Source organism: Pseudarthrobacter oxydans (assembly GCF_034258515.1).
Classification (GTDB): domain Bacteria; phylum Actinomycetota; class Actinomycetes; order Actinomycetales; family Micrococcaceae; genus Arthrobacter.
On record NZ_CP139438.1, the window covers coordinates 2533969 to 2549566 of the forward strand.

The window sequence follows — 15598 nt, forward strand, 5'->3', positions numbered from 1 at the left end:
GGGCGCAGTCTGCGCCGCATCCATGCCAGGACAAGCTTCTACCGCGGACGGATAAGCCCTGATGGAAGCCCCATCCCGCGCGGGAAGAGGGGAACGCCACCACCCAAGAGGGCCACCGGCGGAAGAGGCAACCCTACGGGCATTCCCCGCCTCTACTTGGCCTTTGATGAAGACACCTGTATCGCCGAGATCCGCCCGTCCACGCACAGCGCGATCACTGTGGCGCTTTCGAAACCACTGACGAAATTACCTTCCTGGACCTTTCGGCGATCCAGCCGCTGAATCCGTTCGTCCTCGAAGACGACAAGTTCAGTCAGCTGTACAGCTACAAGCTTCTCAAGCGGCTCGGCCTCGAACTCTCGAAGCCAGTGCGGCGTTCAGACAACGGCGTGGAGTACGCAGCGAGCCAGTACATCTGTGAATTTGTGAAATCTATCGGTATCGAGGGCATCAAGTACGCCAGCTCCGTACATCCAGGAGGACACAATCTCGTCGTGTTCAACGAGAAAAGGTCCGCGTCACGGGGAAGCTGACGACCTACGAAATCATCGGAGCCAAGTACACCACCCGGCCGACAACGACAGCCAAATGAGGCGACCACGGGCAGAGTCCGGCGGGCCCTCTGTACTGACCACGTCGCTTCATTAACTCGGTCTTTCCTCAGTTCCGCGTCTCTCCGAGCTGACGGAGGGGGGACGCCGTACGGCGGCTGCAGCCAACAAGTCACGATCTTCCTTCCTCAGCCGAAGCCGGGACAGGGAATCTATCGCGCGCCGGCCCATTCTGGCCCTTCGCGGCTCGTCGGACACAGAGGCGTCCAGAGCCCACCGCATATGCTCCCAGTCAACTTCACTGCCCTGCCCAGCGTGGAAGCCTCCGCGCCTACGCCGGAAGCTTCGCAGAACCAATAACACGATGAGCACCAATTCAATGACAAAAATAAGCATGACTGGCCCCACAGCAGCCACTATCTGCCACCACGGTGCGGGGTCGGCGTATATCACCACGTCGATCGTCTGAGTTGGGCTTGGATGCATTTCATATCACTCCTACGTCAATGGGCGCTCGGACTTTCCCCACGCCACTACAAATGCTTGGACTGCCACAAGCTTTGGGAGGAATGGGGGCTGGATGCGGTCAGCTGTTAGGCCCGTTGCGGGCTGCGCGCTGGTCGACGGGGCAGGCCGTGCATCCCCCGGCTCGGAGCCGGTTGCGGAACATCATGTGTTTTTCGTGTCCGAAGGGGCACCGCCACCCTCGAAGGCAGCTGCCGGGAAGGACTTCGGAAGCTGTCAGCCCGCCGTTCAGGTCAGGGGCCCAGTCTCGGGCCAGACCAGGGTACTGGGTGGCCAAGTCGTTAAATCCCGGCCAGAGTTTACGGTGCGAGCAGTAGGGGCAACCACACTTCTTGGGCCCGGTGCGGTTGTTTATTGGAGCCGGATAGTCGTGTCCCTTTGGGCAGAGCCAGTAAATTAGATCTTCGCTCCCGAACGTCACCTGTTGGGGCGTTCTTTCTCCGTTCTTAGTAGGATGCCATTCCGCTGCGATGTCGGGATGGGTCGTTCCGAGGTCATTGATTCCTGCTTCAAGGCGCCGGCCCGAGCAGATGGAGCATCCTTGGCCGCTTTTTCGCTTCTGAATCTTTTTCCAGTAGGTGTGGCCGTTGGGGCACAGCCAGGCAAATTTGTAGCCTGAGCCGCTGATGACGTGGTCGGGTCGGACGTCTCCGTTTAGGTCCGGATGCCATTCCGCGGCCAAGGCAGGGTGGGTCGTTGCTAGATCGTTAGTGCCTGCCAGGACAGCAAAGTTTGCGCACACTGCGCATCCGGAGCCGTTGCGGGCGCGGTTAGCAACGGTGGCAGGGTACCGGTGCCCCTTGCGGCAGATCCAGTGCACCATCTTGCCGCTACCCGACACCACGTCCCCTGGTTCTAATACATTGCGCGTCAGGTCCCATTCCACGGCCAGCCAGGGGTGGCTCTCAGCTATCGAGTTATACCCGGCTAAAGCCGTCAGCCCGGAACATACTGAACATAAAGGATTACCAAGGGCAAGGGCTTTGACCACCTTCGAGCAAGACCGCCTGATGACATGACCCGCTGCGCAGATGAAAACTGTTGGTTCCTTGGCCCCTCTGACTGCGGCTCGGCGTTTCGAACAGCTGCCTGCGACAACATACAGCTCCGAAAATTCCGGCCAAGACGTTCCCCTCGACAGTTCAAGCTGGTCCAGGTAACGGCTGAATGGCTCCAGAGGGCGCTGTGTCAGTCCCTGAGCCGGATTCCACCAGTTGACGTGAATGAGCGGACGAAATTCGTCCCCTAGACGTTCGCCTTGAACCTCCTGCCGCACCCACAAGAATGTTGGTCGCAGCAAAAGCCAGAGCGCATCTCTGAGAGCGGCGTCGGCAGCGGGTACTGCACGCAGGACATGGGTGTCCAAGAAGCTGCGGGCCTGCGCATAGGTTCGGCGGGGATTGAGCAGAGCCTGCAGGAATGCCGGTTGGCTCAGCATCCAGGCAATCGACACCACGGCCGCATAGTTTTCCAGGCTAACGCGCCCGGTGCCGGTCCCAGATATTTGATGGGCCACCACGTCAACGAGTTCGGCTACGAGCGCAGGCGGCGCGGCGCCTCGGCGGAGGAGCTCCCGGTAGCAGCGTTCGGCCGCGAGCACTTCGTCCGAGACGAAAACCAGCGGAGGCGGCAGCCCAGGACCGGTCGTTGCGCTCTCGGGGCGTCGAAGCTTCGCAGCCTCCGTGCCGGGTCCCGTCCAGAGACGGTGCTTTAGGCAGCAATGTTCCAATGCGTGGGGACTTTGTTCCACAACCCAGCCGTGGGCGCAGAAAGGACATAGGAATCGCGGGGAGTGGGCGTGGCTACCCGCTAGGTCCCTTTGTCGTTCGAAGAAGCCTGATGGCACGCCGGCGCGAGTCTCTAGGAAGATCTCAAGTGCGTTTCTTACGTCCCGGCGTCTTATTGTTCTGGCTTGGGTTCGAGGCGCGAAGGACAATGCGAGTTCTCTCAGTGTTCCGGTGCTGAGGAAGTTCGTTTCCTCCAGTCGAGCCGTATAACTGGCTGCCGTTTCCAGCCGGCGGATCCGTGCGTGGAGAGGCAATCTTCCCCTCATGTCCCCTATCGTCGGGTGGGTCTTTGCCACATCCGGCGAGGTAAGTATTCCCCAGCGGTCCCTTGCGCCGGTCTTTTGCCGGTTGGTGCCGATTCCCTGGTCCGGATGCAAGGTGAGCCTCCTGTACGTGACTGCCGGCGTCCTTCGCGTGCAGGCTTCGTTCGATGGACATCATTTCCCGTCGTCCATGTGGGCGAGATCGGACTGAAGCCAGTTTTCGCTTGCATCGATGTCCAGGGGGATACTCTCAAGAACCTCGCGTGTAATTCTTTCGTCGTCCGCTTCGGCATCGCTCGAAATCAGCCACTGCGCTGCCCCTGTCAGAAGGCGTCCGAGGCTGCCGATGGAGCCGCGTGTCCGATCATGGAGGTATTGCGCGTCGGCGGCCAGGTCCCCTTCGTGGTGGTTGAAGAGGAGCAATTGGTTTTCAAAGGACTCAATGATCCGCTTCCAGAGCGCCTTCTCGGTCGTTGTGGCCCTCATGTACCTGTGCAGTACCTCGGCCGTGAACCGTCCTCTTATCTGCTGTCCACGGTCGCCTGTGAGCAACGGCCCCAGATGGATGTTTATGCCGGCGTACAGGAACGTTGCGGGAACCCTGTTCGAAAGGGATTTCAGAACGTCGACGCTCTCGCCGTTGCCGTTGTTGACAGTGCTGAGGTTGTGAATTTCATCAACGACGACCAGCACCGTTCTGCTCTTTTGGAGTTGGCCTACAACTGTTGTCAGAAGCGATTCCAGGGTGTCCCGGCTCCTTATGGGCAGCCCCAGGAACTGTGCGAATCGTCCCACGACCGCTTTGCCAGTGCAGCCTGCAGGTACTTCGATATAGATGACGGGTTTGTGGTCGAGTTCCATGAACTGGGGGTACTGAAGTGCATAACGTCCGTAAATCGTCTTCATAGCTGCAAGGCACGCCGTCGTTTTGCCCATGGTCGACTCGCCCGAGACGAGAACACCGAGGCGCCCTGCCACACGGGATCGGTTCTGCAGGACGGCAAGCTGGGCCTTTCGCACCACGGCTTTAAGCTGAGGCGTCGAAATGACAAGGTCGGCCCCCAGATAATCGAGCCGTCGGTTGTTGAACGGCTCCCGCTCCGTTGGTCCCATCCCAGCCCACGATGAGGCGTCGGGCAATTCCGGCAATTCCCCGGGCCGACTGAGTATGTTGGTTAGGCCTTCCCACTGATCAAGGACCTCAGGAGGGCGCTCCGAGAAGAACATCAGAGGTACTCCTGATTTGGGTCAAAAATACCGACTGTCGGAACTTCGATGTCGGGGCTTTCGGCCGGCGCGAGCAGATCAGGCCGCTGTACAACGAGGTCAGGCATCCCGGCGTCGTGGGCAAGCTTTTGCGCCGCCGCCTGCCGTTGCTCGGCAGCCTTTGTTTTCGCCTTTTCAGTCCGGGTGGCCTTCAGGACATTTTCGATCACACGCCCGGATTGCGGGTCGCCCTTGACGCCCAGTTCCGCGGCGACCTCCCGGGCTTTTTGCCTGAATTCAGCAGAGAAGGGCTTTCCGAAGGCGTCCTGGTTCATCCAGTCGCACTGAATCCACGACTGGTCCTCGGGGTCCTGGACCCAGACAGCCGCGGGATTGTTCGGATCCGTCCGCACGGCCCATTTGCGCTTATGGCCAGTCACATAGGACGGCGAAAGACGATAGCGCTGCAGATACGGGGAGTCGTATCTGCGATAATGAATCTGGATGCCGTCCATCTGGATGGTCCGGTACTCAATCGGCATCATCGCGATGTAGTCAGCCGCCGTCAACGGGATTGGTACGAATCCCGTGGCGTCGAACATAGCCATGTACATCGAGTTTGGCGTATGGAGCACACCAGGACAGAGAGGGTCCCGGAGTCCATCCTGGGGCCTGTTCTGCCAGACCACCGCGACCCACCGCTCAAAAAGTTCGGCCAGCGTATAGATGTCCAAAAGTCCGGCATCTTTCTCAGGGGATTTCCCGCGCCGGCTTACCTCTCCCCCGGTGTATCCGGGCAGGAACTGGGCGAAGAGGGTTTTGATGGCATCGAATGCCCGTTCTACATTCGGCTTGTCCGTTGGTGTCCGAATGGAGCACTCTGTAATGCTGATGCCAAGTCCTTGGCACGCGGAGCGGAACGTTGTCGAGAGGTAGTCAGAGCCGTTGTCCGTCACGATCCGCGCCGGAACGATGAACGGCCTGGTCGTGTCGTACTTTCCGACCTCGTCCGCGCTCAGGCCAGCTGCCCATGGCATCTCCGCGAGCTCAAATTCATTGAACGCCGCGTCCGCAGGGCGCAGCGGGCGTGGAACTACGCACTGGGCGAGCATGCAGGAGAGGTCGAAGCCTTTGGTCGCAACGCGTCTGATGCCGGTCGAGATGATGCTTCGCGTGGCCTTATCCAGGAAGATGACCAGCTTCACCCTTTGCGGCTTCCCATCGTCGTCGAGCACAAGGATGTCGAAATCAGACGTGTCGACCTGCACTTCATGGCCAGGCATGATTGGCGGGCGGGAACTGTACATGCGGGCAGGAGCATTCGCGGCGCTCCGCCTATTCGCAGCATTGCCGAATGCGTATTTGTTTTTCCCAAGAAACGCCTCATATCGCCACAGACTTGTGCGCGGCGGGACCTTGACGTCCTGGCCCGGATAGTCCTTGAGGAGACGTTTTTCCAGCCGCAGCGAAAACCGTTCGCGTGAGCCCGTCGACGAGTCCCGTTCTGCTGCAATAACGCTGATCAGCGCATCTCTGACCCTCGGATCCAGCTTCCTGAATGGGTCATCGTGCCGTGAACCGCGACGGTCGATCAACCCCGCCTCCCCGGCTTCACGGTAGGCGTCGAGTTTTCGCCGAAGCGTGCGCGCAGAGCAGGACCAGCCAAGGCTGTTCAGTTCCTTAGCTTTCAGATCGATACGGTCGGCCAGCGAAAATCGTGCGGGATCATACTCGGGGCGGGGTTCCGTGTCGGGGGTCGGGGGCGTGCCGTCTATCAACTCCCGGAGGTGGAGGGCCAGCAGGTCGATGTGCTTGCGTTCTTTATCGGAGATTGTGTCCAGTATCGCCGGACCGGCGTAGTCCGTGGTGCCTGCTCCCCCGGGGATGTCCGTCATCCTTTGGACCAGTTCAGTGATGTGGAGTGCGCAGTATTCCTGATCATCCAGATTCTTCAGTTTCAGATTTCCGCGGTTCAGGCCGGTGATGACGTAGTTTCCGTCGTCGAGTCTGATCTCTTGGCCAATTCGCACGCTATACATTTTCGTTCTTTCGGAGAAGGGTGTTCCAGGACAACGGGCGTGCTAAGTCAGCGCGGATCTCTCGTGTCCATATGAGGTTGTAGACAAAGTGGATGCTGAAGGCAGGAGCTCCTGAACTTAATGCCCGAGCTACGTCCAGCAACCTGGCGGGCTCGGAAACGAGGTCAACCACGAGTTCCTGAATCTCCTGGGGGGCTTTGTACCGGGGGTTCCGGTAGGCTGCAAGCCACTCCAAGTTGTGGCGTATGGGCAATCCAAGGTCGCCCAGGATTTGATATGGCCAGCCGATGCGCTGGCAAAGGTCTCTGGTCTTTGTGAATGTTTCCGCTGCTTTGGCGTCGATGAGATTCTGCGGCCGGACGTCATAGAGGGTTTGGGTTCCGTCCCATTGAACAGTGAAGAAGTCGGGATAGTGGCTTGTTCCGTCCGCAAAGGAGATGCACATCGGCTGGGTCGATATGCCTACGATGTCCTGCGAGAAGTCCAACCACATCAGTGCTGAGTACTCCGTGAGGGACTCGTACCACAGGTGCTGACCTGTGCGGGAAAACCAGTAATAGCCCTCATAATTCCGCCGCCGAGGATACTTGATCCCTTGCCGGAACACTGTCGCCTTATGAAGGTCCAATCCTGTGGCCCTGCTGTCCGCAGGAGCCACGTGTCCCACACCCTCGGCGTCGATCCAATGGAAGACGTCCCTGCCAAATGTCTTAGGTGGCGCCTGAGCGCGTACGGAAAGCCGCCTATTTCCGGGGAAGCTCACGAAGACCACTCTTCGCATGAAAACGAAGTCGTCCGGTTCCTGGTTGGGTTCATCCAAACCACCCGCAAATCTTTTTGATCTCAAACGCCCTATGCAATGAGAACGGCATGCGCGGCGGGCGAGCGAACCACGGGAGCCGACTTACGCCTACGTCCGCAGGGCGTGCGTCCGCCCGGCCGACGTATCGGATGAATAGTCGAGAATGGACCGACTGAAAGGGAGTGGGCAACGCAGGAAAGGAATCCTGCCGTCATTCGCGACATCTTGGAAAGGTGGTACGGCTAGCGTGCGACCTTCATCACGCTCAGCGACCGCCAAGGGCTGCTGGTTAAGTGCACTGAAATGATTCGCCTACATGTCCATTATACGGCTGGGCAATAAGGTTGTACCGCCTACGTACATAACTCTCTCTCTTTGCCTATGGGGAGTATCTTCATTGTCATGGGGAAGCCCAGCCAACAGAGACCCAGGACGGGCCCGAGGTATGAGCCTCGCGCCATGCTCATCAACCCCCGAGAGTTTGGCATGAAGCTGCATCCGGAGTTCGTAAAGGAGACCGGGGCGAACGTTACCCAGGTTTCCGGCGCGATGGTTCAGCACTTATTTGCCAAGGGGATACGCGACGCCCTAACGGAGCGCGGCATGAGCGTAGTGACGTTGTCGGAAATGACGGGCTTGAACTACCAGAGGCTTACGCGCATGCTGCGTGGGTCCGTCCTCATGCGCATGGACGACATTGGAATGATTGCGCGCGCAGTGCCGGAGGCATTCGACGCCGTCGTCGGCAGGTACGACCCGCGAGACCGTTTCACGAGCGGCAAGAAGTCGAGACTGGCACAGATTTACGAAGCAGCTCGGCCTCTGAGCCACTCACCAACCCAGGCACCCATGACGCGGAAGCCAAGCCAAGCAACAGACCAGAATCACACCGAAGAATCACAACCCCCCAACGCGTCCCGCCCACCAAGCTACTCGCCTATCATCTGACAACCCCTCAACGGGCGACTCGCGGACTTCCAAGAAAGCTATCTCCCCAAGGCAAGATGTCCCGCCTAGTTACTGGGCCGACCACGTCCGACCGCTCGAAGACTGAGGACTTGCCTTGCTGCTCTTCCACACCGGAAGGATTGGATCCGAATGTAGCCATGCCCAACCTGGGCTGAACCCAGTACCCACATCTCCGTATGCTGGACGGATGTCATCTTCTCCCCTGGCAGTCTTCGGTGACTGGCATGGCAACGCCGGCTGGGCGCTGACCTCCATTAGGTCAGCTGCCCGCGAAGGCGTCCGCACTGCCATTCACGTGGGAGACTTTGGATTTGATTGGCCGGGTGCCAAACGGGGACGGTATGAGGCGAAGCTGAACAAGTACCTGATGGATCTGGGAATCACCATTGTCGTCTCCGGGGGAAATCACGACAACTGGGACACTCTGGAAAAGCTCCTCGTCGAAGACGACGGCTTGGCAACCATCCGATCAAACGTCCGGGTCTTGCCCAGAGGCAGTCGAACCACGATCGAGGGCCTTGCTGTCGGTGGCTTAGGCGGCGCGTTTAGCGTCGATTACGAGCACAGGACCAACGGGAAGGACTGGTGGCCCAATGAAGAACCCACTCGCGAGGAAGCCGAAGCACTCATCGCCGGCGGCCCTCTGGACATCCTGATTTCCCACGACGCGCCTGCAGGCGTTCCGCTGACAGGAGACTTCCAACTCAGCCCAGAACTGATTGAGAAAGCGAACAAAACTCGCGTCCTGCTCAGAGAGGTCGTCGATTCGTTGGCCGTGCCTCATCTGTTCTGTGGCCACTGGCATCAGCGGCGCATACACCAGCTGGTACATCCGAATGGAATGGTTACGAGAGTGGACGTGCTCAATATGGAGAACTCCCGTCATGGGAACGGCGTCCTCGTGTGGCCTGGCCAAGTTCCTCTGCGTATTGACCCGCTTGAAATCCGGAACGCATAGTGAAGTGCTTCCCCGCCGTCGCTGATTTAGAGTATGAGCATGGACGCGGCCGAGTGGGCGACCGAGCTGGCTTACTCCCTTGCCGTTGGGCCAGGAGCACCGTCCTTGCTGACGGTGGCTACTTGTTCCGGACCTGCTGCCAGCAGGGAAGTCATAGAAACGGCCAGGCGAGTAGTCGGCGAGGCAGGATGGCCCGTCTACGAGCTGGTCGCCCGCGAAGTGGCCCCGGACCCGTCTCTTCTGCGTAAGCGCGGCTTCCTGATTCTTCGCGACGTTCGCCAACCGTTGTCCCCGTCGGTGCCAGTTCTCATCGGCGCCCACCAACTGCATATCCGTCGAAACCTTCCCGTCGGTCTGCTCATAGTAGGGTCGCCCGCCGGCATCAAAGCTCTGCGTAGACATACCGGCCTGGGCTTTCTCAGCCGCGCCGAGTGGGTGGTACAGAACTAGCGCGAACCAGCCTCCGATAAAGCCAAATCCCTTGTCCTTGGCATTACGAAACCACTCGGCATTAGCTCGGGGCACGGTTTTCCGCGTCGTCGGTGAGGTACCAGAGCCGTGTCAGGCTGCGGCTACACTCTCACCATGGTGCAGGAGCTACGCAATGACGACGCGGGCCGCTACCTCGTGACCACCGCTACAGGCAGCCATTATTTGCTCGATCTGACAGCCAGAACCGTCAAGCGGCAGATGGCCGCAAGCGCGCCTCTCATCGATTATCTGGACGCGGGGTTCTCGAAGTTGCGCCGCGACGGGGAAGCACTCGAACTGCTCATGCTGGAGTCGTGCGCCGTCGGGGCGTCCGCCCGCTATTGGATCCAGGTCCGCGACGACGAGATCCCTACCCTCAGAATGACTTCGCCTGTGGTGCGGATCGATGCTCTCCTAACTCCGGATGTATTAGCATGACCGCTTCGCCAAACTCGTGAGACATACCTGTTCTACACGCCTAGAGGAGGACCCCGCAAAACTGGCAGCTCGGGTGCCAGGCTGCAAGGTATCAACCCGGCGGGGGCCATCGTGTGGCCCGGCCAGTTTCCTTACGGATTGATCCGTTTGAAATCAGGAGCGCTTAGTGGGCGGGAGCGAGGAGGTAATCGAGTGGGCGCGTGAGATGGCTGACCCTCCTCGCCGTGGGTCAGGAGCACCGTCTTGTTGACCTTCAATACTTGCACGGGACATCCCGCTACCAGGGCATCAATAGAAACGGCTATCCGAGTAGCGTGATTAACGATGCAATGGCGGGAACGCACCGGGGTGATCCCGCGTCCTTCCTGGTAGTTGATCTCGGCGACCGAGGCTTGCGGGATGGGGAATCTGGCGGCCCGGATGAGCTTGTCGATCCGGTGGGCCCAGCGCTGTTGGAGGGCGTCGTCCACGGCGGTGAGGAAGATCTGCTCGGGAGTGAGCTCGTCATTGGCCTCGTCGGTGATCAGTTCCTCGAACCGCACGGCCAGGTGCGCGATGCGCAGGGTCCGGAATTTCTCGTGGTCCTCGCTGGTGAACATCAGCCCTGCCCTCCCTGTCCGCCGCGCCGGTAGTGCTCAGCCGAACGCACGTGCACCGCCGCCCCGATGCCTGCGCCGGAGTCAACGCCACCCGCGGGTTTGCGGGTGGCCGCCGCCGGTGTGACCGTCCTGGGCTTCTTGGCGTCCGAGTCGATGGTGGCCATGATCCGCTTGATCGTGCTGTAGGTTCCCGGGCCCTGACCGGTGTCGAGCAGAACCTGGCAGGCGGCCTCCAGACGGGCCTTGTTCCGCTGGCCCAAGGACTCCAGGATGTTCTGGCAATCCAGATAGCCTTGGGCCTCCACCGCGTGCCGGTCGATGATCCCGGCGATGACCGCCGCGGTGGCTGGCCCGAAGCCCCGGGCGCGGTCCGTGAACCACCGCTTGGACCACAACCCGTCGATACCCCGGTGCCGGGTCGGGGCATGCGCGACATCGGTCGAATACTGGCCCTTCCGGCCTTGCCGCCGGACATGCTCACAGATGACCTGGTCCCCGTCGAAGACGGTGACCGTCGTGGAGGTGACCCGGACCCGCAGGAGCTGCCCGGCATAGGTGTAAGGCACCGAGTAATGCTGGGAATCGCAGCTGACGTGGTAATTCCGTCCGACCTTGAGCTGCTTCCATTCCACCGAATCGAACCCGTCGGCCGGCAGCGCCTGGAGCAGGCCGGACTCATCGGCGGTGAAGCGTTCCCACCGGGTGCTCCCATCGGCCCGGGGAATCCGCTCGTTGATCTCGACCAGCCGGGCCCCGATTGCCGCGTTCAGGGACTGCACCGTGGTGAAGACCTCCTCGGCCAGATAGCCGATCACCCGCTTGTTCACCACGTTCACCGCCGACTCGGCCGCGGCCTTGTCGCGGGGGCGTTTCACCCGGGCCGGCACGATCCCCGTCGAATAATGCTCGGCCAGCTGCTGGTACCGGGCGTTAAGCACCCGGGCCGACTCGCCCCGCTTCGGCCGGTGGGTCGAGGTCGCCGGATTGTCCGGGACCACCAGCTGTGGGACCCCGCCGTAGAACGAGAAGGCCGCCACGTGGGCGGCAATCCAGGACGCCGATGTCATGTCCGTGTACCCGTGGCAGAACACCGCCCCGGAATACGGAAGCACCGCCACGAACAGATAGACCCCCGTCACTTCGCCGGTGACCGCGTCCACGACCCCCAGGGTGTCCCCGGCCCAGTCCACCAGCATCGCCCGGCCCGGCTCGTGATGCAGTGTCGCCACCACATCGCTCACCCGGGCATGCTCGGCGAACAGGGCGCAATACTGTGAGTACCCCTACTTCTTCCCGCCGTTCCCGGTACTCGAAGCCAAATACCTGCTCCAGGCCTGCTGAAGGGTGAAGTGCCGGTTCTCCCTCATCGAGGCCAGCACCCGATCAAAGTCCGGTCGCTCGTAAGACTCCGTGACCCTCTTCCGGCCATCGGGAAACAACCGTGCGATCTCCTGCGGGGACATCGCCCCGATCTGTCCCGCGGTGAACCCGTAGGCCGCGATCATCTTCTTCGCCACGGCCACGTCACGGCGTGAACACCCCGCCCTCGCGACGATCTCGTCATAGCTGCGACCAGCAACGGCCAGGGTCATGATGGCCTTGAAATCGGCCATGCTGCCTCCTCACATAGGAAGAGACGGCGCCCAGTGCACCGCCTCACCCACAGCGCAGCACCCACAAGCCACGACAGTACCAACTCACCGGAACAGCAGTACCAACAACCCGGAACGCCAGTACCAACTCACGCTATCTGCCAGGGCATCAGGCTAAGTAGCCGGATTTTAACACAGCGTAAGTGTTCAGAGACCAAATGTTGGCCATAGTCCCGATTAGCAGGCACGCTCCCGCCAGCCAGACTTCCTCAGCTCTGGCACCACAGCAAATTTCGGTACCTACGGTCGGTTCGCGGCGGCTATCCGGAACAAGAACCCACCCGACTACTCGCTTCGCATATCTGCCTCAGCCCTGGAACGCCAGGATCCGTAACGATTAGCGGCCGCGGTCCAACATGGCGCGTTTTCCGATCAGCTAGTAGAGAGTGAGTGTGTGCGTAAGGGCCACCAAAGCCCTCAGCTGCACTATAAGTGGAGTACTAGAGCACTACCCACGCTTTTCGATACACACCGAGGCATCGCCGGGCTTGGTGCGATGGTTTAGTAGCTAGGGCGTAGAAAGATACGCTTTTCAGGTCTCTTTGGAGAGCCGCCACCAATAAGGCAATGCACTCCGTATTTCGGATTGCCATCATGGCCATTGATGCATGATCAGTTGTGCTCGGCGGGAACGGCAACGGATGAGTGTGCCACTCACCAACGTATCCGATCATCGGGTCCACCTGATGCTGTAGGTATGCCGCAAGTACCTCTTGGCCTTTCCTAGAACGACGCACATACCGTCCGTGCGAAGCCCACTCGTCAGCAACCGTTAGAGCGTCCTCGACTACCAGCCCGGCCATTGTCCGGTACCCCACGAGGATGCCTCCTTGCTCCCTATTTCGGGATGCGCGCGCGGCGGCCCGTAATCGATCTCCTGCCTGATCACTGAGTCTCAGCTCAGGCGCCGCCGGCCTCACTTGAATTCCCTGACTTCTCCAGCCGGTGACGCCGGTTCGCCGGTCAAATACCCAACAATGTGACGCACGGCCATGGCAGCCGCTTCCGCAACTGCAAATGGAGGCGTCGGAGAAACCGGTTCGCCGCAACCTCCCTCGAAGACTTCAGATCCCAGGTGTGGGAGCACCTTGGTCATCGGAATAGGGGGTGCTTGCGCAAGGGGCGGTACGACGTCAACGCGCTGCGTTCTGCCGTCATTCTGCAGGCACGTCGTGAGGAATCTGATGCCGGTGATATTTGCGGCCGCCTCAAGCATCGCAGTGACCGCACCGTCACCCGTTGCATCGACAACAAGATGGTCCCCCTCAAGCACCTGCAGTGCTTCCTGAGGTGTAAGGAGACCGTGCTGAACATCGATGATTTCAGCCCAGTTATATAGGCGCTTGCTAAGTACACTCTTCACTGCTGAGGCTTTGTTGACGCCGAATTGATCCGGCTCAGCGACAAAGTGTCGGGTCATATTGCCAGGTGTAAGGTAATCCGAGTCTTGAATCGTTAGGTGTCCAATACCCGCGCGCGATAGCCCGTCGCAGATGTGGGATCCAAGAGCCCCCGCGCCAACTATGTAAACGTGTTTGCCCCCCAGTTCACCGCTCGCTGGGCCGGAACGCAGCCGCATTGAGGATCGGTCGAATCCTGCGGAGGGCGCGAACCAAGGGTCGCGGCCCGCGTTCGGGAACGTAATCGCCACGACGCCCTTCTGCGCCGACCGGTGGTATTGGATGAGCAGGACGTCGAGACGGCCGCGTTCAATCTCTTTTCGCAACGTGGCGGACTCTGCGAGTCGGTCAAAAAGACTGTCCCAGTCCTGAGGCGGTGCAGTCAGCTCGCCGAGGTTAGCCACGAAGCCCGTTAGTTCTCGGGTTCTCTTCCTTGCGGCCTTACCAGCGCCATGAAGACGAATCGCCCTTGCGCCCTCGCTCCGGAAAGTGACATAGCCTCCGACAAACCGATCCAAGTCACCATAAACAATTAGCCTCTGGTCCGCAGGCAGTCCAAGGTATGCTTCCAAGTCCAGTGCCGGTGGATCGTCAGGCCAGCCCTGGCTGTTCTTCTCAAACCATTGATCGATGCGTTCAAGGAACGCATCTGGGTCAAGCCACGGACTTCGGTTACGGTCACGGCTCGTGTAGAGGCAGAGTCCCCCATCAGGTTCCTGATGCCATGTCCTCGGATGGAAAAGGCTTGTAGTAACTTTCGGCGGCAGGTAAGGAAACCCTTCTGTCAGTGAGACGGAAAAGTCGCTGTGTACGAGAACAACCTTCATTGTCCCTCCCGCTGACACCTCGGTGGTCAATCGCATCCCACGTTGCACGAGATTGTCTATGAAGGTCTCGCGTACGTACCCGATGTAGTCGTGCCACTGCACGTGGTTTTCGGTCAGCCGAATCGTAGGTCTCCCGCGGTTGTTTGCTGGTTTCCCGGCTTGCTCCCCTCGGCGTAGTTCCGCTTATTGCCTTGTTTGTCGTATCCGGAGGGCATCGGAAATACGTTAGTGAAGTCGTCATTGGACCCCAGGATCCCCTGGAGGAGGAGGGCAGCCTTCCCCGCTTCGTCATCACCCATGTTGTAGGCTGCGCGAGCATCTATGGCTGCGGACGAGAACTTATCGCGAGCTGTTTCAAAGTCCGCGTCCTCATCGAAGACTAGGACCTCCCCATCTCTGGAGGGGTCAGGCATCTGGAAACCTTCATCAGCCATGCGACGAAAAACCTCCGCGACGCCTTCAAGAGCTGACGCGAAGAATTCGCCCATGGAGTTTCCGGTAACGAGTCCGTCTTCGCAGGCAGTAAAAAGCGCCATTTCGACTGTGAATCCGCCGAGTTTGGCCCTGCCTAACAAGGTGCGCCGAGATTGACGAAGCAGTTTTACGCAGGGAACATACATCTCGCCATATTCGGCGTTCTTATCTTCCTTCAGCTCTGTCATCTTTATCGGGTTGGTCTCAATCCAGCCTCCGTTACGAACCGGAATTTCCCAGGCGGTTCCAGCCTTGCGGGCTGGAACGATGTCTACAAACAAACCGTCCGAGTCAGGCATGAGCACGGTGACGGACCGATCGAACTTCGTCACGCTCGGGGAGCTGTACTGGTCTCTAAGGACGTCGTAAACGCGGTCGATCACATCAGACGCCGCGAGTCCAGTCGGATAATCTTCAAGGCGACAAAACATATCTACATCGAAGACTCGCCGAATGGATACACGGCGGCCGTACGAGCCGATGAGAATCGGGGAGATGCCCGATTCCGAAAGTTTTTCGTCCTCGGCGAGAACCCGGCCGATCTCGTCATGGGCGGCCGGGGCGTTTTCCCAGTCCCCTTCGCTCGGTTCGACGTTAGACTGAGCGGTTTGGAAGGCTGTAGCAAGTTCAGGCATCT

The 15598-nt window shown here is 59.8% G+C and carries 15 protein-coding genes; 5 read left to right on the forward strand and 10 right to left on the reverse strand.

Annotated features, from left to right (window positions below):
* Window positions 1-141 precede the first annotated feature (141 nt).
* Together SMD14_RS20275 and SMD14_RS20280 are read left to right on the forward strand one after the other, a co-directional pair.
* On the forward strand, window positions 142-282 hold the full coding sequence (locus SMD14_RS20275) for a hypothetical protein (RefSeq protein ID WP_409339726.1): 141 nt from the start codon (window positions 142-144) through the stop codon (window positions 280-282).
* Window positions 283-389: 107 nt separating this feature from the next.
* Window positions 390-533 carry an RES family NAD+ phosphorylase gene (locus SMD14_RS20280; RefSeq protein WP_409339680.1) on the forward strand — a complete coding sequence of 48 codons (144 nt, stop codon included), beginning with the start codon at window positions 390-392 and terminating at the stop codon, window positions 531-533.
* A 604-nt stretch (window positions 534-1137) separates the two neighbouring features.
* Here SMD14_RS20280 and SMD14_RS20285 read toward each other — a convergent pair.
* The 4 genes from SMD14_RS20285 to SMD14_RS11405 all read right to left on the reverse strand — a co-directional run bounded on the left by SMD14_RS20285 (window position 1138) and on the right by SMD14_RS11405 (window position 7191).
* Window positions 1138-3129 (reverse strand): zinc-ribbon domain-containing protein, encoded by a 1992-nt coding sequence (locus tag SMD14_RS20285; protein WP_409339727.1) that lies wholly within the window; start codon window positions 3127-3129, stop codon window positions 1138-1140.
* Between the two features lie 171 nt (window positions 3130-3300).
* A complete protein-coding gene (locus SMD14_RS11395) occupies window positions 3301-4353 on the reverse strand; it encodes a TniB family NTP-binding protein (RefSeq protein ID WP_321213711.1) in 1053 nt (350 codons plus the stop codon).
* On the reverse strand, window positions 4353-6371 hold the full coding sequence (locus SMD14_RS11400; protein WP_321213712.1) for a transposase: 2019 nt from the start codon (window positions 6369-6371) through the stop codon (window positions 4353-4355). The genes SMD14_RS11395 and SMD14_RS11400 overlap by 1 nt, the downstream gene beginning before the upstream one ends.
* The gene (locus SMD14_RS11405) at window positions 6364-7191 is read right to left on the reverse strand and encodes a TnsA-like heteromeric transposase endonuclease subunit (protein WP_321213713.1); all 828 of its coding nucleotides are present in this window, start codon (window positions 7189-7191) and stop codon (window positions 6364-6366) included. The genes SMD14_RS11400 and SMD14_RS11405 overlap by 8 nt, the downstream gene beginning before the upstream one ends.
* A 441-nt stretch (window positions 7192-7632) precedes the next feature.
* Here SMD14_RS11405 and SMD14_RS11410 point away from each other — a divergent pair, with 441 nt between their 5' ends.
* The 3 genes from SMD14_RS11410 (at window position 7633) to SMD14_RS11420 (ending at window position 10009) form a co-directional block, all read left to right on the forward strand.
* Entirely contained in the window at window positions 7633-8121 is a 489-nt protein-coding gene (locus SMD14_RS11410) for a helix-turn-helix transcriptional regulator (RefSeq protein WP_321213714.1), read from the forward strand.
* A 208-nt stretch (window positions 8122-8329) separates the two neighbouring features.
* The gene (locus tag SMD14_RS11415; RefSeq protein WP_321213715.1) at window positions 8330-9100 is read left to right on the forward strand and encodes a metallophosphoesterase family protein; all 771 of its coding nucleotides are present in this window, start codon (window positions 8330-8332) and stop codon (window positions 9098-9100) included.
* A 585-nt stretch (window positions 9101-9685) separates the two neighbouring features.
* On the forward strand, window positions 9686-10009 hold the full coding sequence (locus SMD14_RS11420) for a hypothetical protein (RefSeq protein ID WP_321213716.1): 324 nt from the start codon (window positions 9686-9688) through the stop codon (window positions 10007-10009).
* A gap of 131 nt (window positions 10010-10140) precedes the next feature.
* On the opposite strand, the gene SMD14_RS11425 is transcribed toward SMD14_RS11420, so the two are convergent.
* The 6 genes from SMD14_RS11425 to SMD14_RS11445 form a co-directional block, all read right to left on the reverse strand.
* Complete coding sequence (locus SMD14_RS11425; protein ID WP_321213717.1) at window positions 10141-10608, reverse strand: hypothetical protein; 468 nt, start codon at window positions 10606-10608, stop codon at window positions 10141-10143.
* Window positions 10608-11849, reverse strand: a complete 1242-nt coding sequence (gene istA, locus SMD14_RS11430) for an IS21 family transposase (RefSeq protein ID WP_321213718.1) — start codon at window positions 11847-11849, stop codon at window positions 10608-10610. The genes SMD14_RS11425 and istA overlap by 1 nt, the downstream gene beginning before the upstream one ends.
* Window positions 11850-11891: 42 nt before the next feature.
* A complete protein-coding gene (locus tag SMD14_RS11435; RefSeq protein WP_321213719.1) occupies window positions 11892-12221 on the reverse strand; it encodes a hypothetical protein in 330 nt (109 codons plus the stop codon).
* A 479-nt stretch (window positions 12222-12700) separates the two neighbouring features.
* Window positions 12701-13180 (reverse strand): Mov34/MPN/PAD-1 family protein, encoded by a 480-nt coding sequence (locus tag SMD14_RS20290; RefSeq protein WP_409339681.1) that lies wholly within the window; start codon window positions 13178-13180, stop codon window positions 12701-12703.
* Window positions 13177-14487 carry a ThiF family adenylyltransferase gene (locus SMD14_RS11440; protein ID WP_321213720.1) on the reverse strand — a complete coding sequence of 437 codons (1311 nt, stop codon included), beginning with the start codon at window positions 14485-14487 and terminating at the stop codon, window positions 13177-13179. The genes SMD14_RS20290 and SMD14_RS11440 overlap by 4 nt, the downstream gene beginning before the upstream one ends.
* Window positions 14488-14600: 113 nt before the next feature.
* The gene (locus tag SMD14_RS11445) at window positions 14601-15596 is read right to left on the reverse strand and encodes a nucleotidyltransferase (RefSeq protein WP_321213721.1); all 996 of its coding nucleotides are present in this window, start codon (window positions 15594-15596) and stop codon (window positions 14601-14603) included.
* Window positions 15597-15598: the final 2 nt, after the last annotated feature.